22 protein-coding genes and 1 tRNA gene are annotated in these 24,518 nt (G+C 69.8%); 10 read left to right on the top strand and 13 right to left on the bottom strand.

Annotated features, from left to right (window positions below; all coding sequences use genetic code 11):
• Positions 1-49 precede the first annotated feature (49 nt).
• The 3 genes from ACWDUM_RS03775 to ACWDUM_RS03785 all read left to right on the top strand — a co-directional run bounded on the left by ACWDUM_RS03775 (position 50) and on the right by ACWDUM_RS03785 (position 6,181).
• Complete coding sequence (locus tag ACWDUM_RS03775; RefSeq protein ID WP_450132931.1) at positions 50-2,398, top strand: MMPL family transporter; 2,349 nt, start codon at positions 50-52, stop codon at positions 2,396-2,398.
• A 104-nt stretch (positions 2,399-2,502) separates the two neighbouring features.
• Entirely contained in the window at positions 2,503-4,803 is a 2,301-nt protein-coding gene (locus ACWDUM_RS03780; protein WP_450132932.1) for a glycoside hydrolase family 3 C-terminal domain-containing protein, read from the top strand.
• Positions 4,804-4,837: 34 nt separating this feature from the next.
• The gene (locus ACWDUM_RS03785) at positions 4,838-6,181 is read left to right on the top strand and encodes a YhgE/Pip domain-containing protein (RefSeq protein ID WP_450132933.1); all 1,344 of its coding nucleotides are present in this window, start codon (positions 4,838-4,840) and stop codon (positions 6,179-6,181) included.
• Here ACWDUM_RS03785 and ACWDUM_RS03790 read toward each other — a convergent pair.
• Positions 6,127-6,807, bottom strand: coding sequence for an oxygenase MpaB family protein (locus tag ACWDUM_RS03790; protein ID WP_450132934.1), 681 nt, complete (start codon positions 6,805-6,807; stop codon positions 6,127-6,129). The genes ACWDUM_RS03785 and ACWDUM_RS03790 overlap by 55 nt on opposite strands.
• 132 nt (positions 6,808-6,939) lie before the next feature.
• Positions 6,940-7,842: an oxygenase MpaB family protein gene (locus ACWDUM_RS03795; protein WP_450113352.1), complete on the bottom strand. Its 903-nt coding sequence runs from the start codon at positions 7,840-7,842 to the stop codon at positions 6,940-6,942.
• 249 nt (positions 7,843-8,091) lie between these two features.
• On the opposite strand from ACWDUM_RS03795, the gene ACWDUM_RS03800 reads away from it, so the two are divergent.
• Positions 8,092-8,164: transfer RNA gene (locus ACWDUM_RS03800), tRNA-Arg, on the top strand.
• A 39-nt stretch (positions 8,165-8,203) separates the two neighbouring features.
• Here the strand turns inward: ACWDUM_RS03800 and ACWDUM_RS03805 are convergent.
• Positions 8,204-8,791: a hypothetical protein gene (locus ACWDUM_RS03805; RefSeq protein WP_450132935.1), complete on the bottom strand. Its 588-nt coding sequence runs from the start codon at positions 8,789-8,791 to the stop codon at positions 8,204-8,206.
• A gap of 35 nt (positions 8,792-8,826) precedes the next feature.
• Positions 8,827-9,072 carry a hypothetical protein gene (locus ACWDUM_RS03810; RefSeq protein WP_450132936.1) on the bottom strand — a complete coding sequence of 82 codons (246 nt, stop codon included), beginning with the start codon at positions 9,070-9,072 and terminating at the stop codon, positions 8,827-8,829.
• A 321-nt stretch (positions 9,073-9,393) separates the two neighbouring features.
• Here ACWDUM_RS03810 and ACWDUM_RS03815 point away from each other — a divergent pair, with 321 nt between their 5' ends.
• The 4 genes from ACWDUM_RS03815 to ACWDUM_RS03830 all read left to right on the top strand — a co-directional run bounded on the left by ACWDUM_RS03815 (position 9,394) and on the right by ACWDUM_RS03830 (position 12,225).
• Positions 9,394-9,783, top strand: coding sequence for a hypothetical protein (locus ACWDUM_RS03815; RefSeq protein ID WP_450132937.1), 390 nt, complete (start codon positions 9,394-9,396; stop codon positions 9,781-9,783).
• 164 nt (positions 9,784-9,947) lie between these two features.
• Positions 9,948-10,856 carry an ABC transporter substrate-binding protein gene (locus ACWDUM_RS03820; protein ID WP_450133320.1) on the top strand — a complete coding sequence of 303 codons (909 nt, stop codon included), beginning with the start codon at positions 9,948-9,950 and terminating at the stop codon, positions 10,854-10,856.
• A gap of 81 nt (positions 10,857-10,937) precedes the next feature.
• Entirely contained in the window at positions 10,938-11,198 is a 261-nt protein-coding gene (locus ACWDUM_RS03825) for a YgaP family membrane protein (protein ID WP_450113355.1), read from the top strand.
• Positions 11,199-11,349: 151 nt separating this feature from the next.
• Positions 11,350-12,225, top strand: a complete 876-nt coding sequence (locus tag ACWDUM_RS03830) for a universal stress protein (protein ID WP_450113356.1) — start codon at positions 11,350-11,352, stop codon at positions 12,223-12,225.
• A gap of 58 nt (positions 12,226-12,283) precedes the next feature.
• Here the strand turns inward: ACWDUM_RS03830 and ACWDUM_RS03835 are convergent, their stop codons facing one another.
• From ACWDUM_RS03835 to ACWDUM_RS03875, 9 genes are all read right to left on the bottom strand, one after another.
• The gene (locus ACWDUM_RS03835; protein WP_450132938.1) at positions 12,284-12,715 is read right to left on the bottom strand and encodes a type II toxin-antitoxin system Rv0910 family toxin; all 432 of its coding nucleotides are present in this window, start codon (positions 12,713-12,715) and stop codon (positions 12,284-12,286) included.
• A 117-nt stretch (positions 12,716-12,832) separates the two neighbouring features.
• The gene (locus ACWDUM_RS03840) at positions 12,833-14,470 is read right to left on the bottom strand and encodes a solute symporter family protein (protein WP_450113358.1); all 1,638 of its coding nucleotides are present in this window, start codon (positions 14,468-14,470) and stop codon (positions 12,833-12,835) included.
• Positions 14,471-14,475: 5 nt separating this feature from the next.
• Positions 14,476-14,829, bottom strand: coding sequence for a DUF485 domain-containing protein (locus ACWDUM_RS03845; RefSeq protein ID WP_450113359.1), 354 nt, complete (start codon positions 14,827-14,829; stop codon positions 14,476-14,478).
• 224 nt (positions 14,830-15,053) lie between these two features.
• On the bottom strand, positions 15,054-16,799 hold the full coding sequence (locus ACWDUM_RS03850) for a sodium/solute symporter (RefSeq protein ID WP_450132939.1): 1,746 nt from the start codon (positions 16,797-16,799) through the stop codon (positions 15,054-15,056).
• A gap of 16 nt (positions 16,800-16,815) precedes the next feature.
• A complete protein-coding gene (locus ACWDUM_RS03855; protein WP_450132940.1) occupies positions 16,816-17,193 on the bottom strand; it encodes a hypothetical protein in 378 nt (125 codons plus the stop codon).
• Positions 17,190-18,008, bottom strand: a complete 819-nt coding sequence (locus ACWDUM_RS03860) for a LytR/AlgR family response regulator transcription factor (protein WP_450132941.1) — start codon at positions 18,006-18,008, stop codon at positions 17,190-17,192. Before ACWDUM_RS03860 ends, ACWDUM_RS03855 begins: the two co-directional genes overlap by 4 nt.
• 127 nt (positions 18,009-18,135) lie before the next feature.
• A complete protein-coding gene (locus ACWDUM_RS03865) occupies positions 18,136-19,329 on the bottom strand; it encodes a sensor histidine kinase (RefSeq protein WP_450132942.1) in 1,194 nt (397 codons plus the stop codon).
• Positions 19,329-19,727 carry an MmcQ/YjbR family DNA-binding protein gene (locus tag ACWDUM_RS03870; RefSeq protein ID WP_450132943.1) on the bottom strand — a complete coding sequence of 133 codons (399 nt, stop codon included), beginning with the start codon at positions 19,725-19,727 and terminating at the stop codon, positions 19,329-19,331. Before ACWDUM_RS03870 ends, ACWDUM_RS03865 begins: the two co-directional genes overlap by 1 nt.
• Before the next feature lie 86 nt (positions 19,728-19,813).
• Positions 19,814-20,524 carry a TetR/AcrR family transcriptional regulator gene (locus tag ACWDUM_RS03875; protein WP_450132944.1) on the bottom strand — a complete coding sequence of 237 codons (711 nt, stop codon included), beginning with the start codon at positions 20,522-20,524 and terminating at the stop codon, positions 19,814-19,816.
• Positions 20,525-20,652: 128 nt separating this feature from the next.
• Between ACWDUM_RS03875 and ACWDUM_RS03880 the strand changes: the two genes are divergently transcribed.
• Positions 20,653-21,891, top strand: coding sequence for an amidohydrolase family protein (locus ACWDUM_RS03880; RefSeq protein ID WP_450132945.1), 1,239 nt, complete (start codon positions 20,653-20,655; stop codon positions 21,889-21,891).
• A gap of 149 nt (positions 21,892-22,040) precedes the next feature.
• Positions 22,041-24,464: an ATP-dependent Clp protease ATP-binding subunit gene (locus ACWDUM_RS03885; protein WP_450132946.1), complete on the top strand. Its 2,424-nt coding sequence runs from the start codon at positions 22,041-22,043 to the stop codon at positions 24,462-24,464.
• The last annotated feature ends 54 nt before the right edge of the window (positions 24,465-24,518 follow it).

The following is a 24,518-nucleotide window of genomic DNA, read 5'->3' on the forward strand; positions in this document are numbered from 1 at the left end:
ACACCGCCCACCCGAGACACCCGTCCCCACGCAACCCGAAGGGTCCTTCATGGCCACCTACCTGTACCGGATCGGCAAATTCGCCTACCGGCGCAAGGGCACCGTCCTGGCGATCTGGCTCGCTCTGCTCGTCCTGATGGGCGTCGGCGCCGGAACGCTGTCGGGTCCGACCAACGATTCGTTCTCGATCCCCGGGACCCCGGCGCAGAAGGCGCAGGACCTGATGGCCGAGCGGTTCCCGTCCTCGGGCAAGGATCCGTTCAACTCCATCTCCGCCCGGTTCGTCTTCGCCGCTCCCGAGGGCCAGACCCTCGACAGCGAGGAGAGCCAGGCCGCGATGGATGCGACCCTGGCCAAGGTCCGCGCCATCGACCTCGTCGATCCGGCCGCGAAGGTCGACCCGGCCACCGCCTCCCCCGAGGCCGCCCAGGGCGCTCTGGTCAATCCGGTCGTCGCCGACGCAGGCCTGACGGAGATGACGAAGGCACAGGCCGAGCAGACCGGCAAGCCGCTCGACCAGGCGGCCGCCGACGCGCAGGCCCTGTCCCCGCTGAGCCCGGACCGGACCGTCGGTTACGTCGAGGTGCCGTTCAGCGGTGATTTCAAGGACGTCACCACGGAACTGACCGATCAGATCGACGCGGCCGCGCAGGCCGCCCGGGACGCCGGTCTGACCGTCAAGGTCAGTGGCACCGCCGCCGCCACCCAGGAGGCACCCGGCGGATCCGCCGAGCTGATCGGCCTGGCCGTGGCCGCGGTGGTCCTGATGCTGACCTTCGGCTCGCTGGTCGCTGCGGGGCTGCCGCTGATCGCCGCGATCATCGGCGTCGGTATCGGCAGCCTCGGCATCACGATCGCCACCGGATTCACCGAACTGGGTTCGATGACCCCGACGCTGGCGGTGATGATCGGCCTCGCCGTCGCGATCGACTACTCGCTGTTCATCGTCTCGCGCTTCAAGCACGAGGTCAGCGTCACCGGTAACCGGGAGGAGGCCGCCGGCCGCGCGGTCGGCACCGCAGGCTCGGCGGTCGTGTTCGCCGGCCTGACGGTGATCATCGCGCTCGTCGCGCTGCGCGTGGTCGGCATCAAGTTCCTCAGCGACATGGGCATGGCTGCCGCGTTCGCGGTGTTCGTCGCGGTGCTCGTCGCGCTGACCTTCCTGCCCGCCTTCCTCGGCCTGCTCGGCCGTAAGGCGTTCGCCGGCAGGATCCCGTTCGTCAAGGCCCCGGACGCCGAGGCCGAGGACGCGGCCCCCGGCCCGGCCACCCGCTACGCCGGCTGGGTCGCGCGCAAGCCCCTGATCCCGCTGATCGCCGGCATCGCCGTTCTCGGTGCGCTGGCGCTGCCCGCAGCCGGGCTGAAGCTGGCCCTGCCGTCCGAGAGCACCGGCGATCCCGCCACCAGTTCGCGTCAGGCCTACGACCTGGTCTCCGACGCCTTCGGTCCGGGCCGCAACTCCCCGCTCGTGGTCGTCGTCGACGCCAAGGACGCCACCGTCCCGGCGGCGGAGGCGTTCGGCGAGGTGGTCAAGACCATCTCCGCGCAGAACGACGTCGTCAACGCGCAGATCGTCGCGATGAACCCGGCCGGGGACACCGCGCAGATCCTGGTCACCCCCGGCAGCGCGCCGACCGACCAGAAGACCGTCGACCTGATGCAGTCCATCCGCGACGGCGAGGGCGCGCTGCACGAGCAGATCGGCGTCAACTACGGCGTCACCGGGCAGACCGCGCTCGAGACCGACGTCTCGGACCGACTGCAGGGCGCACTGGTCCCGTATCTGATCATCGTGGTCGGGCTCGCGTTCATCCTGCTGATGCTGGTGTTCCGGTCGATCCTGGTGCCGCTGACCGCGGCCCTCGGCTTCCTGCTCAGCGTCGCCGCCACGTTCGGTGCCACCGTCGCGATCTTCCAGGAGGGCTGGGGCGGCCTGATCGCCAACCCGCAGCCGCTGGTCAGCTTCATGCCGATCTTCCTGATCGGTGTGGTCTTCGGTCTCGCGATGGACTACCAGGTCTTCCTGGTCACCCGGATGCGGGAGGAGTACGTGCACGGCGCCTCCGCGAAGAAGGCAATGACCATCGGCTTCAGCCACGGCGCCCGCGTGGTGGCCGCCGCCGCACTGATCATGATCTCGGTGTTCGGCGCGTTCATCCTCGAGGACAACGCGTTCATCAAGTCGATCGGCTTCGCGCTCGCCTCGGCGGTCTTCTTCGACGCCTTCATCGTCCGCATGGTGATCATCCCCGCGGTGATGGCCCTGCTCGGCGACAAGGCGTGGTGGCTGCCGAAGTGGCTGGACAAGATCCTGCCGAACGTCGACATCGAAGGCGAGAAGCTGCGCCGCGAACTGCCGGCGGAGCAGGACACCGCGGAGGTTCCGGCCACCGCGTAGACCGCGGCACTCGAGGCACCCCCGGCCCTGTCGGATCACCCGACACGACCGGGGGTGTCGTCGTGTCCGGCCCCGGTTCCCCACCTAGGCTGAAGTCCTGATCAGTGCGGGCGGAGGCCCGCGTCCGGCGGCAGACTAGGAATTCCATGGCACACCAGAAGCATTCGGGCGTCATCTCCGGCCTGAACCGTATCCAGAAGGCCGCCCTGACCACGGGCGCCGACTTCTGGCACACCGCCTCCGTGCCCGATGCCGCGATCCCGTCGATCATGCTGACCGACGGCCCGCACGGTCTGCGCAAGCAGTCCGAGGGCGGTGACGCGCTTGGACTGGGCGACAGCGTCCCCGCCACCTGCTTCCCGCCCGCCGTCGGGCTCGGTTCGAGCTGGAACGTCGACCTGATCCGCACCGTCGGCACCGCGCTGGGTGACGAGGCCCGCGCCGAGGGGGTCTCCGTATTGCTCGGCCCCGGCGTGAACATCCGCCGGTCGCCGCTGTGCGGACGAAATTTCGAGTACTACTCGGAGGATCCGTTCCTCGCCGGTGTCCTCGGCGCGGCATGGGTGCAGGGCGTGCAGTCCCGCGGGGTCGCCGCGTCGCTGAAGCATTTCGCCGCCAACAACCAGGAAACCGACCGGATGCGCATCGACGTCCAGGCGGACGAGCGCACCCTCCGCGAGATCTACCTGCCCGCCTTCGAGCGGATCGTCACCACCGCAAGGCCGTGGACCGTGATGTGCTCGTACAACAAGGTCCGCGGCGTGCAGGTCAGCGAGAACCGTTGGCTCCTCACCGAAGTGCTGCGCGACGAGTGGGGATTCGACGGCCTGGTCGTCTCGGACTGGGGCGCGGTCAACGACCGGGCGCGGGCGCTGGCCGCGGGCCTGGACCTGACGATGCCCGCCGCGGCCGGCGACGAGAGGGTGGTCGCGGCGGTCGAGTCGGGCGAACTCGACGAGTCGGCGCTCGACGACTCGGTCGGCCGACTGCTCACCCTGATCGAGCGCACCACGGCCCCCACCGGCGCCGCGCGCGCCTACGATGCCGACGCCCACCACGAGCTTGCCGCGGTCGCGGCCACCGAGTCGGCGGTTCTGCTCAAGAACGAGGGGCTGCTCCCCCTCGACATCGCCGACCTCGACTCGGTCGCGGTGATCGGCGAGTTCGCCCGCTCCCCGCGGTTCCAGGGATCGGGCAGTTCCCAGGTCGTGCCGACCCGCGTCGACTCGGCGCTCGACGCCATCGCCGCCCTCGGCGGGGAGGGTGCCTCGGTGCGCTTCGCGCCCGGCTTCCGATTCGACGGCACCGCCGACGCCGACCTGGTCGCCGAGGCCGTGGCCCTCGCCGAGTCCGCGAAGACGGTGCTGCTGTTCCTCGGGCTGCCGACCGAGGTGGAGTCGGAGGGCTTCGACCGCACCGACATCGACATCCCCGCCAACCAGCTGGCCCTGCTCGACGCAGTCGCGGCGGTCAATCCCCGTGTCGCCGTGGTGCTCTCGAACGGTGCGGTCGTCGCGACGGCGGGCTGGCAGGACCGCGCACAGGCGATCCTGGAGGGCTGGCTGCTCGGGCAGGCCGGCGGCCCGGCGCTCGCTGACCTGCTGTTCGGCCTGGCGAACCCGTCGGGGCGGCTGACCGAGACGATCCCGCTGGACCTGGCGGACACCCCCAGCCGGATGAACTTCCCCGGTTCGGACGGTGTCGTCGTCTACGGCGAACGGATCCACGTCGGCTACCGCTGGTTCGACACCCTCGACATGCCGGTGGCGTACCCGTTTGGATTCGGGTTGTCCTACACCACCTTCGAGTACTCCGACCTCACCCTCACCCCCGCCGGGGACGCGCTCGAGGTGACGTTCACCGTCACCAACACCGGCGACCGGGCCGGGGCAGAGGTGCCGCAGTTGTACGTGCGCGACGTGGACGCGAGCGTGGACCGGCCCGTGCACGAACTGAAGGGGTTCACCAAGGTGCACCTGGCTCCCGGCGAGGCCAGGGAGGTGACGATCACCCTCGATTCCCGGGCGTTCGCGTTCTGGTCGTCGCGCGAACACCGCTGGGTGGTCGAGGCCGGCGACTTCGAGATCCGGGTCGGCGCCTCCTCCCGCGACATCCGGCTGACCGCGACCCACGCCTCCCCCGGTGACGGCATTCCGCCGACCCTGACCGGGATGTCGACGCTCGGCGACTGGTTCGCGCATCCGGTCGGCGGACCCCTGTTGATGGAGGCGTTCGCGGCGGCCGGTGGCGACGACGCCCTCGGGATGGGCGAGGTCAGCCCCCTCGTGCTCCAGATGGTGATGGGCGCGCCGCTGGCCAAGCTGTCCTCGTTCAGCCCCGCGATGAGTGCCGATCTGGTCGACGAACTGGTCGACGCGGTCCGGGCGCGGACCCCACGTTCGTAGACAGCGACAAGAGCGAGAGTGTGAGCGAGTGGCCGTGACCTCCCCCAAGCACGAAGCACCGGAGCCGATCCTTCCGGGGCAGCGGACCGGAAAACTGCGTAGTCCGCTGTTCTGGGCGGCCCCGATCGTGGTCGTGGCACTGCTGATGTCGCTGCTGGCCACGCTGTACCTGGGCAGCATCCTCGATCCGAAGGGAAACCTGCGCGGCTTCCCGATCGCTGTGGTCAACCAGGACGAGGGGGACGTCACCCCGGGTTCGGACACGCGGCAGAACATCGGCGACCAGATCGTGGACGGACTCGTCGCCGGGGTTCCTTCCGACAAGGTGGATCTGAAGCAGGTGGGGATCGGGACCGCGCAGTCGATGCTCGACTCCGCGGAGGTGTACGGCGCGATCGTCATCCCGTCCGATTTCACCAAGCGGCTGATGATCCTGGCCCAGTCCAGCGTTGTCCCCGGCGACGTGGAGAAACCCGTCATCACCGTCTACACCAACCCGCGGGCGGGGACGTTCGGGACCGCGCTCGTCGGTGCGATCGCCGGCCCGGCGTTGACCACGGTGAACGAGAAGGTCGGCACCCAGCTGTCCGACCAGGTCGCGGCCGCGGTCGGCGACACGCCGGTTGCCGGTGCGGCCCGGTTGACGCTGGCGCACCCGATCGAGGTGCTGACGGTGCAGCACAAGCCACTGCCGGACGGCACCGGAAACGGGCTGTCCGCCTTCTATTACGCACTGCTGGTCATCCTCGCCGGGTTCACCGGCGCGATGATCGTGAACACCCTCGTCGACGGCATGCTCGGCTTCGCTCCCACCGAGTTCGGCCCCCGCTACGTCCACAACCCGAGGGTGGAGATCTCCCGCCTGCAGACGCTCGCCGTCAAATGGGGGGTCATGGTCGTCGTCGGTCCGCTCGTGTCGGGTCTGTACCTGTGGATCTCGCACCTGCTGTCGATGCCGCTGCCGAACGCGTTGGGGCTGTGGATGTACGGCAGCTTCGCAATCATCGCCGTGGGTGTCACCGCGATGTCGGTCCTCGCCGTTTTCGGCAGTGTGGGCATGATCCTCAACCTGATCCTGTTCATCGTGCTCGGGCTGCCGTCGGCCGGCGGCACCATCCCCATCGAGGCGACGCCGCCGTTCTTCGGTTGGCTGGCGAGTTTCGAGCCGATGCACCAGGTGTTCCTCGGGGTGCGGGCGCTGCTGTACTTCGGTGAGGGCGGTTCACGGGAGATGACGCACGCGGTCGCGATGACGACGATCGGTCTGGTGATCGGACTGGCACTCGGCGCGGTCGTGACGACGCTCTACGACCGCAAGGGATTTCACCGAGGGGTCGCGACCCCCGCACCGGTCGCCGAACCCGATCCTGCCGCCTGATCCACGCGGGCGAACGCCCGGGTGGCGACGGCGATGTGACGACGATCGGGCACCGCGGCGGCAACGAGCCTGCGCCGCAGCGCATACCGGGTGAGGCCACCGGACCCCGAGGACTGCACCCCGTACAGTTCCCGTGCCCGCGGATGCATCATCTGCCGTACCGCGGCGGACGGCACGCGTTTGACCACCCAGTGATCCGGCCGCAGCACCTGGTCGCGGTAGTACTCACCGTCCGGACCGAGTGCCAGTTCCCGGGCACAGGCGTCGGCGAACCACTTCTCGAAGCCGCCCCACGTCTCCGGCATCGCCCGCGCCGAGATCCCGTACCGGCGGTACCACGAGCAGCACTCGCGGTACAGCTGCTCCCGCTCGTCACCGTGCAGCGGCCGGATGAAGGTGTCCACCATCGTCATCAGGGTGTCGACGTAGGTGGCATGCTGAAAGAAGAAGACGTCCGGGTTCAGCGCGTGGTAGCGGACTCCGCTCTCCAGGCGCCCCTTGACCTGCTCGTGCCCGAACCGGATCACCGAGGACAGGTCCCGGTCCTCGTAGGCGATCGCGATCAGTTGCGGGACGGTGTGCCTGGGCGTGCATCCACACGTGCCGCGGGGTGCGCGAGTGCTCACGGATGCCGCGCGCGATCACCGGGTGCAGCATCTGCAGCGACACCGCGCGGGGCAGGGTGAGCAGGAATCGGCGGTCTCCGAGGTAGTCCCAGAGCAGGCTCCCCGGGCCCAGTTCGTCGTCGACGCGCGCCATCAGATCAGGTTCGAGCCCTTGCCGATTCGCCGGCGCAGGTCTCGCATCAACAGGTAGCTGCCCCCGTTGCGGATGAAGCCAGGCAGGAACCGGTTGACGAACGAGACGAAGATGAACAGGTGCTCGAACCGTCGGCGGTCGTCCTCGGTCCACTCCAGGTCGAGCTGCTCGCGGAACAGCGGCGACAGGAACCCGATCGTCAGGAACCTGAGCAGGTTCCGGAAGGTCGCCCGCAGCGGCCACGCGATCATCCGCAGGCCCACGAGGTCCTCGAAGAACTCCTTCGTCCGCTCGTCGAAGACCACCCGCTCGCAGGCGGTGTTCCAGTACACGTCGAAGTCGGCGCGGGTGGCCGGCCACATGTCCTCGGTCACCTGCAGGGTCGTGCCGAGCGTGGAGGACCGCTGGTAGAAGTGCTCGAGGTCCTCGGCGGACAGCTTCCCGTGCAGCAGTTGGTGCGAGTCCTCGAAGCCGATGTACAGGCACGCCGCGACCCACAACTGGAGTTCCCGGTTGAAGGCGTTGTACCTGACCGGGCTGGTCTCGTCGGACCGCACCTGCCGGTGCGCGCCGTTGACCGCCTCCCGGTACGCTTCCCGCTCGGCGTCGGTGCCGAGGATCGCGACCGCCAGGTACTGGGTGGTGGTGCGGGCCCGCTTCCACGGATGATGCATCAGCGCGCCGGACGGCACCTTGCTCTCCATCACCCCGTATGCGACCTCCGGCCAGCCGATCTGCATGGCCACGTTCGCGGCGGCGCCGGCGAACGACCAGAAGTCCAGCGCATCGGTGAGGTCCGGGTTCTTCCGGGTCCACCGCTTGCGGGTGCTGGTGATCGTGATGCGGGTCCGCGCGGTGGTCAGCCGCGGCCGCTCGTCGAGATTGACATAGCTGCGAGGCATACGCCCCTCCTTCGATGGATCCCCCGTGGGCGAAACGGTCGGCACACCAACAGTTCTCGAACCCGATCGTGGCCGCCCCTCCACGGTCACGATCGGCACCTATGCGAATTGCGGTTAACATACCACTCGGGTGAGCGGCGTCAAGACCGTTCACCCGGAGCGCCCGCCACGGGCGATGGCGTCCCACCCCACCCGTCCCCGCTACACTGCCTACTGCAGCGGGGACGGGCAGCGATGCCCGCACCCCACGCCCTCGTAGCTCAGGGGATAGAGCACGGCTCTCCTAAAGCCGGTGTCGCAGGTTCGAATCCTGCCGAGGGCACAACATCTTCCCAGGTCAACCGGATATTCGGCCGGTCGATCACAACTTCTCCGGCGCCTGACCGCGCTCGTACAGGTCCGTCCGGTCCACGACGTTCCACAGTTCGACGGTCTGCACGATCCAGAACGTCGCGAACTCCGCGATGAGCAGGACCTCCGCGACGAGGACCAGATGCCCGAAGTCAGGGAACGCCAGATGCACGACGAGGACCGCCACGAGGGTGGCGAACATCCAGCCGGCGATCGCCTGGTACGCGCGGACGTAGGTCCCGGCGTTCGGCGTGTACGAGGCCGAGACAGCGCTGGCCACGGCCACACCGACGATTCCCGCGAACATGAGCGATGCCGCGATCGTGTGGCCGTGTGCCGCGAAGAAGTCCGGAAAGAACAGGAAGCAGGACACCCCGGCCGCCAGCAGCACCCACCCGAAGTTGCGGACCCACCGGGCCACCGGTTTGAGCGACCGGTCGGCGCCCGTCCGCCACGCGATCACCAATGTCACCACCTGGGCGATCACCGCAGCGATCAGGATCGCCCAGACACTGTTGCGCATCGCGTCCGACAGGCCACCCTCGAACGCGATCTCCCGCCAGCCACACGAACCCGGCTCCGGCGGTGCGGTGGGCACGACCGCGACGACGAACGCGAGAAATCCGGACAGGTTCAGCGCGACGTCCTCGGTGTCCGAACTGCCCTTGTAGACGATAGACAGACGCCGAGCGCACAGAGGACCGCGACGAGGACGTTGTGCGCCGTGCTGTAGTAATACGCACTGATCGAGTCCCGCCAGCAACCGGACTTCGCCGTCGCGACGAGCACCGAGGCGGCGAGCGTGACGACCAGCACGACCATGGCCAGCCTCAGGTACCGATAGGTGGAGAGAACCGCGCTGCCGCGACCGTCGCCCATCCGCCGACCTCCTGCACGCCCATACGCAGTATCACTCGCCGCACGGCGCGCCCGCGAGGGTTCCTGACGCCGCCGAGCCGCCCCAGGCAATCGACCCACGTAACGCTCATCGGAGTAAACCGACATACCGGTTGGTAGGTTGCAGCCAATCACGGTAGGGGGAATTCATCGATGATCGACATCTCGGTCAAGCGCGTATTCGCGGGGGGCCTGGTCGCGGTCGCGGTCGGCGTTGGGGTGGCGGCTCCGGCGGGTGCCACATCCACGGATTCGTTGGAGTCGATCACCGCATCGGCTTCCAGCCTCATCAATCCTCCAAGCATGACCCTTCAATCCCTGATCGCCGCCCGGAATGCGGGTTTCCCGATCTACGAGGCGGCCGAAAGGGTGCAGTACCAATCCCCGAAGAGGGCGTTCTGGATGATCGAATATCGGCGAGTGTCCAGCGACTACGACCTGAGTTCCCCGACCACGAAGTTCGTGACGTTCGGCGAGACCGGGCCGGACACCTTCTGGGTGTCCCCTGACTCGATCCCCAGCGTGATCGACATCAATCGGACCTGGCGACACCAAGAGAACGTCGGCTTCCCGATGGTGGAATTCGAGCCCACCGATCAGCGCTTCACCAACAGCCCACCGGTACAACTGCTCGGCGGCGGACCGAGCATCGGAATCGCACTCATCACGTCCGGACCCACGCTGTCCTCGTGACCTGGATTCAATGCCTGCCACCCACTGAAGCCAGGCGCGCCCACGGGCCGCACGGACACGCCCGCCGCATGGCGAACTGCCGACTCCGCAGACACCCGTTACCCGGCGTTGCATCATCTGTTGCCGCCGGTCGTCCACGCAGGCACTATGTCCGGGTGCCCAGAATCGGACATCGACCCGCCGCCCTGTTTCCGCTCGCACTGGCCGCGGTCCTCGCAGTGTCCGGCTGCTCGTCGTCGGACGCAGGCACCTCGGCCGCACCCACGTCGACCCCGGTTCCGAACGCGTACACGAAGCTGCCGTCGACCGCGGCGATCGGCGACTGCGGCCCCGACACCGGGGCCACGACAACCCCGGGGACCCTCACCGTCGCCACCGACTCCCCCGCATACGCACCGTGGTTCGTCGACGACGACCCGGCCAACGGCAAGGGCTTCGAGGGTGCGGTCGCGCGCGCGGTGTCGGAGCGCCTCGGCTACGACCCCACGCAGGTGACGTTCGTCCGGGTGCCGTGGGCGGAGGCGATCGCGCCCGGACCGAAATCCTTCGACTTCGACATCAACCAGGTGACGATCGTCGGCGACCGCCGAGACGCCGTCGACTTCTCGTCCCCGTATTACGCGGTGACGCAGGCGATCGTCGCGATGGCGGGCACCCCCGCCGCCTCGGCCCGCAATCTCAACGACCTCACCGGGTTTCAGCTCGGGGCCCAGGCCGGCTCGACGAGCCTCGCCGCCATCGAGGGAACCATCCGGCCGGGCGACGAGCCGCTCGCGTTCGCCACCACCGACGAGGCGAAGGCCGCACTCGCCGACGGCCGGATCGACGCGCTGGTGGTGGACATTCCGACGGGCTTCCAGATCACCGAGTCGGATCTGCCGGAAAGTATTCTGGTCGGCCAGTTCCCGCGGCCGAACACCGTGACCGAGTTCTTCGGGCTGGTGCTCGAGAAGAACAGCCCGTTGACCCCGTGCGTCTCCGCAGCGGTCGATTCGCTCTACGCCGACGGCACTCTCGACGAACTCGCGCAGGCGTGGCTGGTCGACTCCGTCTCCACCCCGATCCTGGAATAGCCGCCACCCGATCGGCTCCTGCGGGAGCGTGACCGATCCGACACGGCCGAATTTATACCCCCAGGGGTATGCTGGGCCGTGATGTCGAACCCGACCCCGGAGAGTGTCATGCCCCTGCCCCGCCACGACGGCTGGACCGTCGCACGTGTCGTCCCGCTGCTCGCCGGCGTGCTGGTGCTGCTGAGCGCTGCCCTCGCCGCGGTCCTGTCCCCCTGGTGGCTGGTACTCACCGGGTTCGTCGGCGCCAACCTGGTGTTCTACGCCGCGATGGGCTGGTGTCCGGCGAGCCTGGTGATGCAGCGACTCGGCGTGCCCGTCACCTGCGCTGCAACCCGCTCCTGATCGCCCGGTCCACGGGGCGATCGGCCACCGTGATCGAGGACACCGACGAGGCGGGACGTTCGCCCCTAGCCGCCGCGGCCCATCTCGACGAGCATGGGATCTGCGGGGCACCGACGGACCGACCGCCGACCCGCTCCGCGGAGGAGGCGACATGATCATCAATCCCCCGATCGTGGTGGGCGTCGACGGATCGGAGACCTCGAACGCGGCGGCCCTGTGGGGGGCCCACGCCGCGGCGCGACACAAGGCACCGCTACGAGTGGTGTCCGCACTCCCGACGCCGGTCGTGTACGGCGGGGTCCTGGTCACGTCCCAGGAATACTTCGACGACCTCGCCGCCGAGACGCAGCGGATCCTCGCCGCGGCAACGGAGCTCGCCAAGAAGGCCGCCCCCGGCGTCGAGGTCGAGACGGCGGTGCTCCGCGGCTCTCCGATTCCCTCCCTGCTGGACCTGTCGGAGTCCGCCCGCATGATCGTGCTCGGCTGCCGAGGGCTCGGCGCCGTCCGGGGCGCACTGCTCGGCTCGGTGACCTCGGCACTGGCCACGCACGCGCGCTGCCCGCTCGTGGTCGTCCCCGGCGCGGAGACCGTGCCCGACGCAGGCCCGGTCGTCGTCGGTGTCGACGGGTCCGCGAACAGCGTGCCCGCCATCGAGGCCGCGTTCACCGAGGCCTCGCTGCGCGGTACGTCCCTCGTGGCGGTGCACGCCTGGAGCGACGTCGACTTCGACACCCTGCCCGCCGCGGTCGAGGACCTGCCGTGGGAGGGCCTGGCCGAGAACGAGGAGGCGGCGCTGGCCGAGAGCCTCGCCGGCTGGCAGGAACGCTTCCCCGACGTCGCCGTGCAGCGTGTCGTGGTCCGGGACCGCGCGGTCGAACAGCTGCTCGACCAGTCGAAGTCGGCTCAGCTCACGGTCGTCGGCAGCCACGGACGCGGTGGTTTCCGCGGCATGCTGCTCGGCTCGACGAGCCGGACCCTGCTGCACCGCGCCGAACGACCGCTGATGATCGTGCGGGAACGCCGCTGACGCCCAGGCACCTGTGTTCCTGACGGCCGGCCGTCAGGAACACAGGATGGCCGGCCGGTCACCCGTAGAGGGCGACGAACGTCTTCAGCGATGATTCGATGTCTCCCTTGAGGGCACGGGCCACTCCGGAGCCGATCGGACCGAACAATGGAGCGCCGCCGAGGTCGATGTTCAATCCGACCTCGGCGCCGTCGTGCTTCGGCGCCACCGACAGCACGAGCCCGATCTTCACGCCGCCCTTGCCGTCCCCCTTGAGGACGAGCTTCTGCGGGGGCGCGTAGTCGGTGATGGTCCAGCGGACGCGGTTGCGCAGTCCCTTGACCGAGACCACCGACTCGGCCGTGATGCCGGTGGCCAGCTCCACCGGGAGCTCGCAGCGCCAGCCGTCGTGGATCGACAGCCACTTCTCGAATTCCGCCAGATCGCTTGCCTTTTCCCACGCGGCGTCGGGAGCGAGCGGCACATCGACCGAGACCTTCAGCTTTGCCATGGGCGAATCGTAGCGGCCCGCTCGTTCCAGGTGACCCCGTCGTGCGAACGTCCCGCACCTCGGGCGAGGGCTCCGAGGTGCGGGACGGATCTGGTGGGGCCGAGCCCCGGGGTGCAGCTAGTGCGCGACCGCCTTCTCCACACCGACACCGGTGAGGGATCGGACCTCCATCTCGGCCTGCTTGGCCGGGTCCTCGAGCTTGCGGCGGCCGACGTAGGTGCCGACGATGCCGAGCACGAAGGCCAGCGGGATGGAGACGATCCCCGGGTTGGCCAATGGGAACCAGGAGAAGTCGCTGTTGGGGAACATCGAGCTCTTGGCGCCGGAGACGGCCGGGGAGAAGACGATCAGCACCAGGCAGCTGACCAGGCCGCCGTAGATGCTCCACAGGGCGCCGGTGGTGTTGAAGTTCTTCCAGAACAGCGAGTACAGCAGCGTCGGCAGGTTCGCGGACGCCGCGACGGCGAAGGCGAGTGCCACCAGGAACGCGATGTTCTGACCCATCGCGAGGATGCCGAGCACGATGGACGCCAGGCCGATCACGACGACGGTGATCCGCGAGACCTTGACCTGCTGCTCCTCGGATGCGTTGCCGCGCTTGATGACGCTGGCGTAGATGTCGTGGGCGAACGATGCCGACGCGGTGATCGCCAGACCGGCGACGACGGCGAGGATGGTGGCGAACGCGACCGCGGAGATGATCGACAGGAACAGCGTGCCGCCGAGTTCGAACGCGAGCAGCGGGGCGGCGGCGTTCTCCTTGCCGGGGGCGGCGAGGATCTTGTCCGGGCCGACCATCCGGGCCGCACCGTAGCCGAGGACCAGGGTGAACAGGTAGAAGGCGCCGATCAGGCCGATCGCCCAGGTCACCGAGCGGCGGGCCTCCTTCGCGGTGGGCACCGTGTAGAAGCGCATCAGCACGTGCGGCAGGCCGGCGGTGCCGAGCACCAGGGCGATGCCGAGCGAGACGAAGTCCAGTCGCGACATCGAGCTGATGCCGTACTTGGCGCCCGGCGCGAGCACGTCGCGGCCGGCGACGGCCTCGTTGGTCGAGTTCGTGACCATGTCCTGTGCGTCGGCGAGCAGCTGCGAGAAGTTGCCGCGGACGGCGAGCAGGACCAGCACGAACATGATGCCTGCACCGGCGATCAGCAGGACGGCCTTGACCATCTGCACGTAGGTGGTGCCCTTCATGCCGCCGACCAGCACGTACACGATCATCAGGACGCCGACCACCGCGACCACGATGGCCTGACCGGCCTTGTCGTGGATGTCGAGCAGCAGTGCGACGAGGCCACCGGCGCCGGCCATCTGCGCGAGCAGGTAGAACAGCGAGACCACCAGCGTGGACAGTGCGGCGGCCATCCGGACCGGCCGCTGCTTGAGCCGGAAGCTGAGCACGTCGGCCATCGTGAACCGGCCGGTGTTGCGCAGCATCTCGGCGACCAGCAGCAGCGCCACCAGCCAGGCGACCAGGAAGCCGATCGAGTACAGGAAGCCGTCGTAGCCGTAGACGGCGATGGCACCGGCGATGCCGAGGAACGACGCCGCGGACAGGTAGTCACCGGCGATCGCGAAACCGTTCTGCGGGCCGGAGAACTGGCCGCCACCGGTGTAGAAGTCGGAGGCCTTCTTCGTGGTGCGGCTCGCGCGGATCACGATGCCCATCGTGATCACCACGAACGCCACGAAGATGGCGATGTTGAGGGCCGGGTTGCCCACCTGGGAGCCGCCGGCGGCGAGGATGGTCGTCATCGGTTCTATCCCTCCAGCTCGTCACGGATGGCGGCGGCACGCGGGTCCAGCTCGCGGTTCGCGAACTTCACGTACAGCGCGGTGATGACGAACGTCGTCACGAACTGGCCCAGACCGAGAACGATGCCCAGGTTGACGTTGCCGATCACCTTGGTCGCCATGAAGTCCGAGGCGTAGGTCGCCAGCAGCACGTAGACGGCGTACCAGGTCAGGAAGAACGCCGTCATCGGGAAGACGAAGCGGCGCAGCCTGCGTCGCAGGTCCTGAAATTCAGGACTCGCCTGCATCTCGATGAAGGCCTGCGCGTCCGGGGTGCGCCGGGACGGCGTCGCCTCCGAACTCAGGTCTGCTGTGGTCACGTCGGACTCCTCGGTCTGTGGGGCCGGCTGTGAGGACCGGCAGGCCACAGACGTTATTGAGATCCAGGTCACAAAAGAAGACCGTGACGTCAGTCACACGCCCAGCTGCCGGATCGCGCGCCGGACGGTCGGTTCGGCGCGACGAACGGCGCAGGAGCGTCCGGCGCCCGTGAGTACTTCTGGCCCGCACCGGGACCAAAAGCACTCAAAGGCAGCGGAGCTGGCTACAGGTCGCGCTCACGGTCGCGGCCGACGCCGAGCCGTTCCGGGGCGTGCATGCGGGTGAAGGTGCGCCCGACATCGGCGGGCACGCTGCCGCGGGTCGCGCGGCTGACCGCCACCATCGTCACGAACGCCAGCGGCACCGTCACCGCGGCCGGATACCCGACCAGCACCTGCAGCCAGCCACTCCACGGACCCGCGCCGACACCGCCGAACGCGGTCACCAGCGCCGCCGATCCGGACGCCAGTCCACCGACGATCAGCCCGGCCGCGGCGCCCGTGGCGGTCAGGCCGCGCCACCAGATGCCGAGCACCAGCAGCGGGCACAGGGTCGATGCAGCGACCGCGAAGACCATCCCGACGGTCCGCGACAGGTCGATCGAGGACACCCCGATCGCCATCGCGAGCGGCACCACACCCGCGACGACGGCAGCCACCCGGAAGTCGCGGATCCGGCCGCGCAGCACGTCGGTGCTGAGCACGCCCGCGACGCTGACCAGCAGACCGGACGACGTGGCCAGGAACGCGGCGATCGCGCCGGCCGCGACGAGCGCCGCCAGCAGCTGCCCCCCGACCCCGGACACCACCGACGCGGGCAGCAGCAGCACCGCGGCATCGGAGGTCCCGGTGATGAGCAGCTGCGGCACCCACAGCCGGGCGAACACCCCGAGCAGGGTCGGGAACAGGTAGAAGCCGCCGACCAGGCCGATCACGACCAGCGCGGTCCGCCGCCCCGCCCGGCCGTCGGGATTGGTGTAGAAGCGCACCAGCACGTGCGGCAATCCCATGGTGCCCAGGAAGATTCCGACGATCAGCGAGTACACCTGGAAGAGCGGGTGGGCGCCGCCGAGGCCCCAGCCCGGCTCGAGCCACTGCTGTCCGGTGGGCGGCGCCCCCGCGACGACGGGCACCGCGGCGCCCGCGTCGAGCACCAGCGCGGTGCCCGCCCCGAGCGTGTGCTCCCCGACCGCCAGCGCGACCGGACCGTCCACCTGCTGCCCGTCGAGGGTGCCGGACATCTTGGCGGGCAACGGTTCCGACACCTGCACGACCACGTCCGTGGTGATGTCGACGGTGGTGCGCTCGGCGACCGTTGGCGGCGCGGGTGTGCCGAGGGCACCGCCGGCACCGGCGAGATGGCCCGCGAGGACGAGCGCGGGCACCGCGACGGCGGTCAGTTTGAGCCAGTACTGGAACGCCTGCACGAAGGTGATCGACCGCATGCCGCCGCCGACGACGTTCGCGATCACGATCAACGCCACCACCACCGCACCCACCCAGGTGGGCCATCCGAGCAGGATCCCGAGCGCCAGGCCCGCGCCCTGGAACTGCGGAACCATGTACAGGATGCAGATCACCGCGACCACGACCATCGCCAGCAGGCGTAATCGCTTACTGCCGAGCCGGAATTCGGCGAAGTCCGGCACGGTGTACGCGCCCGAGCGGCGCAGCGGGGCCGCCACGAACAACAGCAGCCCGAGGTAACCGGCGGTGAATCCAACCGGGTACCACAGCGCGTCCGCGCCGTACTTGGCGATCAGTCCCGCGACCCCGAGAAACGAGGCGGCGGACAGGTACTCACCGGAGATCGCGGCGGCGTTCCACCGCGGCCCGACGCTGCGGGAGGCGACGAGGAAATCGGAGGTGGTGCGCGCCAGGCGAACGCCGTAGAAGCCGATCGCGACGGTCGCCACGGCCGCGATCGCGAGCGCGACGACGGTCACGAGTGGAATCGGCTGCCCCGACACGCGTCACCTCCGCCGCTCAGTCGTCGGCCAGGTCGACGAATTCCTGTTCGGTGCGCTCGGCGAGGCGGATGTAGAGCCGTCCCGCCCCGTACAGCACCGGATAGGCCGCCACCCCGAGCACCAGCCAGGGCAGCCGCGCCCCCGCGACGGTGACGTCCCCGAGAGACGGGAAGGCCGCGAGCAGCAGGGGGATCGCAGCGGCCACCAGCACCACCGCGGCCGCGAACCGCAACGCCAGGCCGAGCTGCGCGCGCACCAGCGCCCGGATCATGGCCTCGCCCACCTCGGTCTGTTCCTGGACCTCGACGCGAGTGCGGACCGTCCGGGCTCCCTGCCGGTGCGCGAGCACCACTCGCTCACGCGCCCGGGGTCGACCGTCCGGCGGTCCGCTCATCGGCTCGTCCAGCTCTGCCGCGGCACCCGGACCAGACGGTCCTTGAGTTCGCGGGTGTGCCTGCGACTGACGGGCAGCTCCACCACCGGGGTGTCCTCACCGACCCGCAGGCACACCACCGTTCCGGTTCCCACGCTGCGGATGCCGGTGACCAGCGGCAGCGCGACGAGGTACGAGCGGTGCACGCGCAGGAACCCGGCGGGCTGCCAACGGGATTCGAGCGACGAGATCGGGATCCGGACCAGGTGTGAGCCGGTGGCGGTGTGCAGGCGCGCGTAGTCTCCGTCCGCTTCCACCCACGCCACGTCGGATCGGTGCACGAGTGTGGTGACGCCGCCGAGTTCGACGGGGATCACCTCGTCCGCCTGGGTCGCGTCGGGTTCCGGGGGCGCCGGCTCGGAGGTTCGGCGGGTGGCACGGATCCGGCGCACCGACTCGGTCAGTCGCTCCTCCCGCAGCGGCTTGAGCAGGTAGTCAACGGCACCGAGGTCGAAGGCGTCGACCGCGCGGTCGTCGTGGGCGGTCACGAACACCACCGCGGGCGGGGTCGCGAACGCCGCGAGCACCCCGGCGAGTTCGAGACCGTCCAGTCCGGGCATGTTGATGTCGAGGAACACCGCGTCGATCGGCGCTGCCGCACCGAGCCGGTCCTTGATCACCCGCAGGGCGGTGGTCGCGTCACCGGCGGTGAGGATCTCGCCGACGTCGTCCTGGGCGCGCAGCAGATACGCCAGTTCGTCGAGCGCGGGGCGCTCGTCGTCCACGGCCAGCACGGTCAGCGGGGTTTCGGAAACCCCTTCGGGAGTCTGTGTCACAACAGGTCAATGGTGCCACGCCGGACCGGGTCGAACGGCTCACACCCACCCCGGCGGAGCCGGGAACCCCGGGCACCGTCCGGCGTAGCCGGGACCTTCGGGCCCCGTCCGGTGGAGCCGGGAACCCTCAGACCCGGATCCCGGGCCGGAACTTCGGCACCCGCATGCTCACCCGTGTGCCCGCGCCGGGTGCGGTCTCGACCACCAGGCCGTAGTCGTTGCCGAACGCGGCCCGCAGCCGGTCGTCGACGTTCGCGAGCCCGACGTGCGCGGATTCCTTCGCGGCCGGACCACCGGTGCCGGAGGCGACGGCGTCGAGCGAGCCGGACCGCAGCAGCTCCGGGTCCATGCCGACCCCGTCGTCCTCGACGCTGATCACGCAGTCGGTGCCCTCGTCGGCGGCGACGATGGTGACGGTGCCGTGGGTCTGCCCGGCGAGGCCGTGGCGTACGGCGTTCTCGACCAGCGGCTGCAGTGCCAGGAACGGGAGCACCACGCCGAGCACCTCCGGTGCCACCTGCAGGCGCACCTCGAGCGCGCTGCCGAACCTGGCCCGTTCCAGGGTCAGGTAGCGGTCGATGTTGCGCAGTTCGTCCGAGAGCAGGGTGTACTCGCCGGCGGAGCGGAAGGAGTAGCGCGTGAAGTCGGCGAACTCGAGGATCAGTTCGCGGGCCCGATCCGGGTCGGTCCGCACGAACGACGCGACGGTGTTGAGGGCGTTGTAGATGAAGTGCGGGCTGATCTGGGCGCGCAGGGCGCGGACCTCGGCGCGGTCGAGGCGGGCGCGGGATGCGTCGAGCTCGGCGAGTTCGATCTGGCTGCACGCGTACCGCGCGACCTCGCTGATGGCCCCGAGCATCCCGGGCCCCGGTTCGGCTCCGGTGAGCACCCCCATCACGCCGACCACCCCGACGTCGTCGACCACCAGCGGCTGCACGATCAACGCGCGGATCCCCGGGTCCGGGTGGGCGATGAGTTCCCGCCGACCCGTCTCGGCGGCGGCGCGGGCGGCAACCGCGAACGTGTCGGTGAGATGGTCGTTGGGACCGTTCCACGCGAGGACGGTGCCGTCGCCGTCGGCGAGGGCCAGCGAATCGGCGGCGGTGAGCCGGCGCAGGTGCGGCGCCGCCTCGGCGGCGGAGGTGGCGTCCAGTCCGCGCCGGAGTGGCCGCGCCGCGAGTGACGCCGTGTGCAGGGTCGCGTGCACGGCCCGCTCCTCCGGGGTGGTCAGGGTGCGGCGGGTGCGCAGGCGCAGCATCGCCGCAGCGAGGGCGACGACCGCCACCGCGACCAGCAACGCAACGAGGGCGGTCCCGGACATCAGCGCTCGCCCGCAGGCGTGTCGAGCCGGGCGAGCAGCGTCTTCGGGGCCACGGTTCGGTACGCGTCCTCGACGATGTCCTCGATGTCCCGCCAATCCTCTTGCCCGGGAATGCCGTTCGCGCCGACGTCGAGATACACCCCGATCCAGCCACGGCCGCCGACATAGGGCGGTACGAAGAAGCGCCCCGGGTCGCGGGCCACCCAATCCTGTTGCGCGCCGGACGGTGCGGCCGCCCAGAACGCAACCCGGTCGTCGTGGTGCCGGTCGGCGTAGGTGGCGAACTGCGGCGCCCGCCGCACGAACCACGCGGGCTCACCGTGACTGATCCGTTCGGTGGCCTCGGGCAGGCGCAGGCACAGTGCCCGGAGCCGGTCGAGGGAGTTGGGGACTGTCACGGGACAACGCTACGACAGTCGGCCGGGATCGCGCCGTCAGCGGCCGAAACGCGCCGCCCGGGCCAACGCGCAACCGAGCGGAGCGCTCAGGCGTGCTCCCCGGCGTCCGGTCCCGTCGCCGCGGTCGCGGGGACCGGGGTGTCGGCGATGCCTGCGACGAGGGCTCGGATCGCCCAGCGGGTCCGCTCGCTCGGTGTTCCGGAGACGAGCTCCCCGGCGTGTGCCGCAACGTGCGGCGTGGCCTGCGGGTCGGCCGCGCGGAACGCCTCGGCCAGCGCGTGGACCTTGTCAGCGGCGGAGTCGCGGGCGTCGCCTCGGGCCGGCGCATCGTGCTCGGCGGCGGTGGCCGTGACGTGCTGCAACAGGAGATCGACGCCCCATGCGGCGCGGCTCGCGACGATCCCGCCTTCCAGCAGCAGCGCGAGGATCCAGTCGTAGAGGCGCAGCGCGGCCGGGCCGGTCGGACGCATCACGAGCGCCGATCGGGCCAGGCCCGGGTGGGCGTACAGCACGTCGGCGTAGCCGCAGAGCAGGCCCTCGAGTCGTGTCCTCCAGTCGCCGTCGCCGGGCTGGAGCGAGGTGATGAGCTCGTCGAGGACTGCCGCGTGCAGCTCCGCGACGTTGGCGACGTAGACGTACAACGATGCCGGGCCGGTGTCGAGCGCCTGGGCGACGCGACGCATCGTGACCTTGTCGAGGCCTTCTGCCCGCATGATCTCGATCGTCTCGGCAACGATCCACTCGCGGGAGAGTGCGGGCTTCGCGGGGCGCTCACGCCTGCTTCGAACTGCGGCCATGACCCCAACCCTAACGAACACGTTCGCAAGATCTGCATCTCGGAACGAACATGTTCGTTGCGAACATGTTCGTCATGCCATACGGTGACCACAGACCGCTTCCCCGACCCCCCCGAAGGAGGACCACCATGCCCACCACCGCCATCGTCAACGCCAACGTCTTCGACGGAGTCGAGGTGCTGGAGGCGACCACCGTCGTCATCGACGGCCCGACCATCGCTTCCGTCGGTGGACCCGTCCCGCCCGGTGCCGAGATCGTCAATGCCGCCGGAGCGACCCTGCTGCCCGGCCTGATCGACGCGCACGTCCACACCAGCCGGCAGAGTCTGGCGGTCGCCCTCCGGTTCGGCGTGACCACCGAACTCGAGATGCAGGGCACCAACACGCGCCCGAACCGCGCACCGATCGAGGACGACGACACCGTGGCCGACGTCCGCTCCTCCGGGTTCGCCATCACCCCACCCGGCGGCCACCCCGACGAGCTCTTCCCCGAGGACTTCCACCCCGGCCCGCCGCCCGGCGCCCGTCCTCCCGCGGGTGCCCGGCAGGCACCGCCGCTGATCCCGTACTCGACCACCCCGGAGCAGGCGGTCGCCTACATCCCGCAACTGATAGAGGCGGGTTCGGACTACATCAAGTTCATGGTCGACGACGGGAGCGTCGAGGGGCACCCAGGAATCCCCATGCTCGACCAGGCCACCCTCGACGCGGGCGTCGCCGAGGCGACCCGGCGCGGCATGCTGACGGTCGCGCACGCCCTGACGATCGACGCGACCCGGATGGCGATCGACGCCGGCATCGGCGGCCTCACCCACCTGTTCATGGACCGCCCCCACACCCCGCGGATCATCGAGCAGATCGCCGCGTCCGGCGCCTTCGTCGTGCCGTGCGTCGTCCTCGACGCCTCGATGATGGGCATCACCGGCGCGGAGCTCGCCGCCGACCCCCGGGTGTCCTCGCGGCTGGACGACGCCTGGCTCGCGACGCTACGCTCCAGCTTCGGCCATTACCCACAGGGCGACATCGACGACGTGCTCGCCTCCGTCAAGGCCCTGCACGACGCGGGTGTCGACCTCCTGGTCGGCACCGACGCCTCGGTTCCGGTCGAGTTCATGGGTGGCCTCGCCCACGGCGCGAGCGTCCACCAGGAGCTGCAGTACCTGGTCCGCGCCGGCCTCACCCCCGTCGAGGCCCTGCGCGCCGCCACCAGTACGCCCGCACGCCGGTTCGGCCTCACGGACCGTGGGCGGATCGCGAAGGGACTGCGCGCCGACCTGGTCCTGGTGGCCGGGGACCCCACCACGACGATCAGCGACACGCTCGACACCCGCGCCGTCTGGCGCCGCGGCGCCCGGCTGCTCCCGTGAACGTCGCGCCCACGGTCTCGCGCCGCTCCGCGGCCCGCACCGGACGGTGTCGTGCCGCGGATCACAGCTCGATCTCACCACCCGGGAATTGATTGCGGATCAGACACGTTAGTTGAGTCAGAATCACTCAACTTTCAGGAGGCTCGTCAATGCCTGCATTCTTCGGCCCCCAGGGCCCCGGCCGCATCGACATCAGCCGACTCATGAGCCGGTCCACCCAGGAGCTCGTGAACGCGGCCGCCCGCTTCGCCGCGGGCCGCGGTGACGCCGAACTCGACGCCCTGCACGTCATCCACGTGATGGCCGGGCAGGACCCGATCCGGACCCTGATGCAGCGCTCCGGCGCCGAGCCGTCGGCCGTGGCCGAGGCCGCCGAGGCACTCCTGCCGCAGGGCCGCGACGGATTCACCGCCTCGCCCTCGCTGAGCCCGGCCCTGAAGACCGCGCTGCTCGAGGCGCACCAGCTCGCGCGCGCCCTCGGTTCGACCTACATCGACCCCGAGCACCTGTTCCTCGCGCTCGCCTCCGACCGTGACCACAAGGTCGGCCGGGTGCTCGCCGAGCTGGGCATCACTCTCGAGTCCCTGCAGCGCGCCGTCCAGGCCGGCCCCGAGACCGCAGCCGAGAACCCGACCGACACCCCGACGCTCGACCAGTACGGCGTCGACCTCACCGCGCGCGCCCGCGCCGGGGAGATCGACCCGGTGATCGGTCGTGCACTGGAGATCGAGCAGACCGTCGAGATCCTGTCCCGGCGCACCAAGAACAACCCGGTGCTGATCGGCGAGGCCGGTGTCGGCAAGACCGCGATCGTGGAGGGTCTGGCGCAGCGCATCGTTGACGGAGACGTCCCCGACCGCCTGCTCGGCAAGCGCATCGTCCAGGTGGAGATGTCGTCGATGGTCTCCGGCACCCGCTACCGCGGCGACTTCGAAGAGCGGCTGACGAAGCTGGTCGACGAGATCACCGCCCACAAGGGCGAACTGATCGTGTTCATCGACGAGATCCACACCATCGCCGGGGCAGGCGCGGGTGCGGACGGCGCGATGGACGCAGGCAACATCCTCAAGCCGAAGCTCGCACGTGGGGATCTGCACGTCGTCGGCGCCACCACCCTCGACGAGTACCGCAAGCACATCGAGAAGGACCCCGCCCTCGAGCGCCGGTTCCAGCCGGTGATCGTGGACGAGCCGAGCACGGCGGACGCGATCACGATCCTGTCCGGGTTGAAGGACCGGTACGAGGAGCATCACGGCGTCCGGTACACCGACGACGCGATCGTCGCCGCCGTCGAACTCTCGCACCGGTACATCGGCGACCGTTTCCTGCCGGACAAGGCGATCGACCTGATCGACCAGGCCGGCGCCCGGCTGTCGCTGCGCTCACCGAAGGTCGACACCGACGCCCTGAAATCCCAGCTCGCACAGCTGGAGAAGGACAAGGAGCAGGCCGTCGCCGACGAGGCGTACGAGAAGGCATCGCAGCTGCGGGACCGGATCGCGCAGGTGCAGAGCCGGATCGACGGCACGGCGACCTCGGCGTCCGCCGACACCCCCGAGGTGACGGCCGAGTCGATCGCGGAGGTCGTGGCGCGTGCGACGGGCATCCCGGCGAGCCGGATGACGCAGGAGGAGAAGGACCGGCTGCGGTCGCTCGAGGACGAGCTGCATCAGCGGGTCGTCGGCCAGGACGACGCCGTGCACGCGGTCGCGCGGGCGGTGCGCCGCTCCCGGGCCGGCATGGGCGACCCGAATCGTCCGGTGGGCAGCTTCCTGTTCCTCGGCCCGACCGGCGTCGGCAAGACCGAACTCGCGAAGGCACTGGCGGCGTCGCTGTTCGGTGACGAGGACAAGATGATCCGTTTCGACATGAGCGAGTTCGGCGAGCGGCACACCGTCTCCCGTCTGGTCGGCGCCCCTCCCGGGTACGTCGGCTACGACGAGGCGGGCCAGCTCACCGAACAGGTGCGGCGCAACCCGTACTCGGTGATCCTGCTCGACGAGATCGAGAAGGCGCACCCGGACCTGTTCAACACCCTGTTGCAGGTGCTCGACGACGGCCGGCTCACCGACGGTCACGGTCGCACGGTCGATTTCACCAACACCGTGGTGATCATGACCAGCAACCTCGGTTCCGACCTGATCTCGAGCAAGGGCGGCGCACTCGGCTTCATCACCGGCGATCAGGCCGCGGCCGAGAAGCCGCTGCGGGACCGGGTGATGGCCCGGCTGCGTGAATCGATGCGGCCGGAGTTCCTGAACCGGATCGACGAGATCGTGGTGTTCCGCAAGCTCGACGCCGACCAGCTGCACCGGATCACCGACCTCATGCTCGACGACAGCCGGAAGCGGCTGGCGGACAAGGGCATCGGGATCACGTTCAGCGACGCGGCCGTCGACTGGATCGCCGAGCACGGGCACCAGCCCGAGTTCGGGGCCCGGCCGCTGCGCCGGTCGATCCAGCGGGTCGTCGACGACCGGGTCGCGGACCTGCTGATCGACGACGTGATCGCCGAGGGCGCCGAGGTCCGGGTCGAGGTCGCCGACGGCGAGCTGGAGCTGCAGGTGGCGTAGGGAGTCCGATGAGTCGGGGGCACGGGCATTGCCCGTGCCCCCGTTCATGTCGTC

The organism is Rhodococcus sp. NPDC003322, assembly GCF_053589555.1.

Bases quoted from the DNA above. Each gene is read 5' to 3' on its own strand.
- ACWDUM_RS03775 (WP_450132931.1), top strand. From the start codon at position 50: ATGGCCACCTACCTGTACCGGATCGGCAAATTCGCCTACCGGCGCAAG.
- ACWDUM_RS03795 (WP_450113352.1), bottom strand. From the start codon at position 7,842: ATGCCTCGCAGCTATGTCAATCTCGACGAGCGGCCGCGGCTGACCACC.
- ACWDUM_RS03810 (WP_450132936.1), bottom strand. From the start codon at position 9,072: ATGGGCGACGGTCGCGGCAGCGCGGTTCTCTCCACCTATCGGTACCTG.
- ACWDUM_RS03815 (WP_450132937.1), top strand. From the start codon at position 9,394: ATGACCCTTCAATCCCTGATCGCCGCCCGGAATGCGGGTTTCCCGATC.
- ACWDUM_RS03825 (WP_450113355.1), top strand. From the start codon at position 10,938: ATGTCGAACCCGACCCCGGAGAGTGTCATGCCCCTGCCCCGCCACGAC.
- ACWDUM_RS03830 (WP_450113356.1), top strand. From the start codon at position 11,350: ATGATCATCAATCCCCCGATCGTGGTGGGCGTCGACGGATCGGAGACC.
- ACWDUM_RS03835 (WP_450132938.1), bottom strand. From the start codon at position 12,715: ATGGCAAAGCTGAAGGTCTCGGTCGATGTGCCGCTCGCTCCCGACGCC.
- ACWDUM_RS03840 (WP_450113358.1), bottom strand. From the start codon at position 14,470: ATGACGACCATCCTCGCCGCCGGCGGCTCCCAGGTGGGCAACCCGGCC.
- ACWDUM_RS03855 (WP_450132940.1), bottom strand. From the start codon at position 17,193: ATGAGCGGACCGCCGGACGGTCGACCCCGGGCGCGTGAGCGAGTGGTG.
- ACWDUM_RS03865 (WP_450132942.1), bottom strand. From the start codon at position 19,329: ATGTCCGGGACCGCCCTCGTTGCGTTGCTGGTCGCGGTGGCGGTCGTC.
- ACWDUM_RS03875 (WP_450132944.1), bottom strand. From the start codon at position 20,524: ATGGCCGCAGTTCGAAGCAGGCGTGAGCGCCCCGCGAAGCCCGCACTC.
- ACWDUM_RS03880 (WP_450132945.1), top strand. From the start codon at position 20,653: ATGCCCACCACCGCCATCGTCAACGCCAACGTCTTCGACGGAGTCGAG.
- ACWDUM_RS03885 (WP_450132946.1), top strand. From the start codon at position 22,041: ATGCCTGCATTCTTCGGCCCCCAGGGCCCCGGCCGCATCGACATCAGC.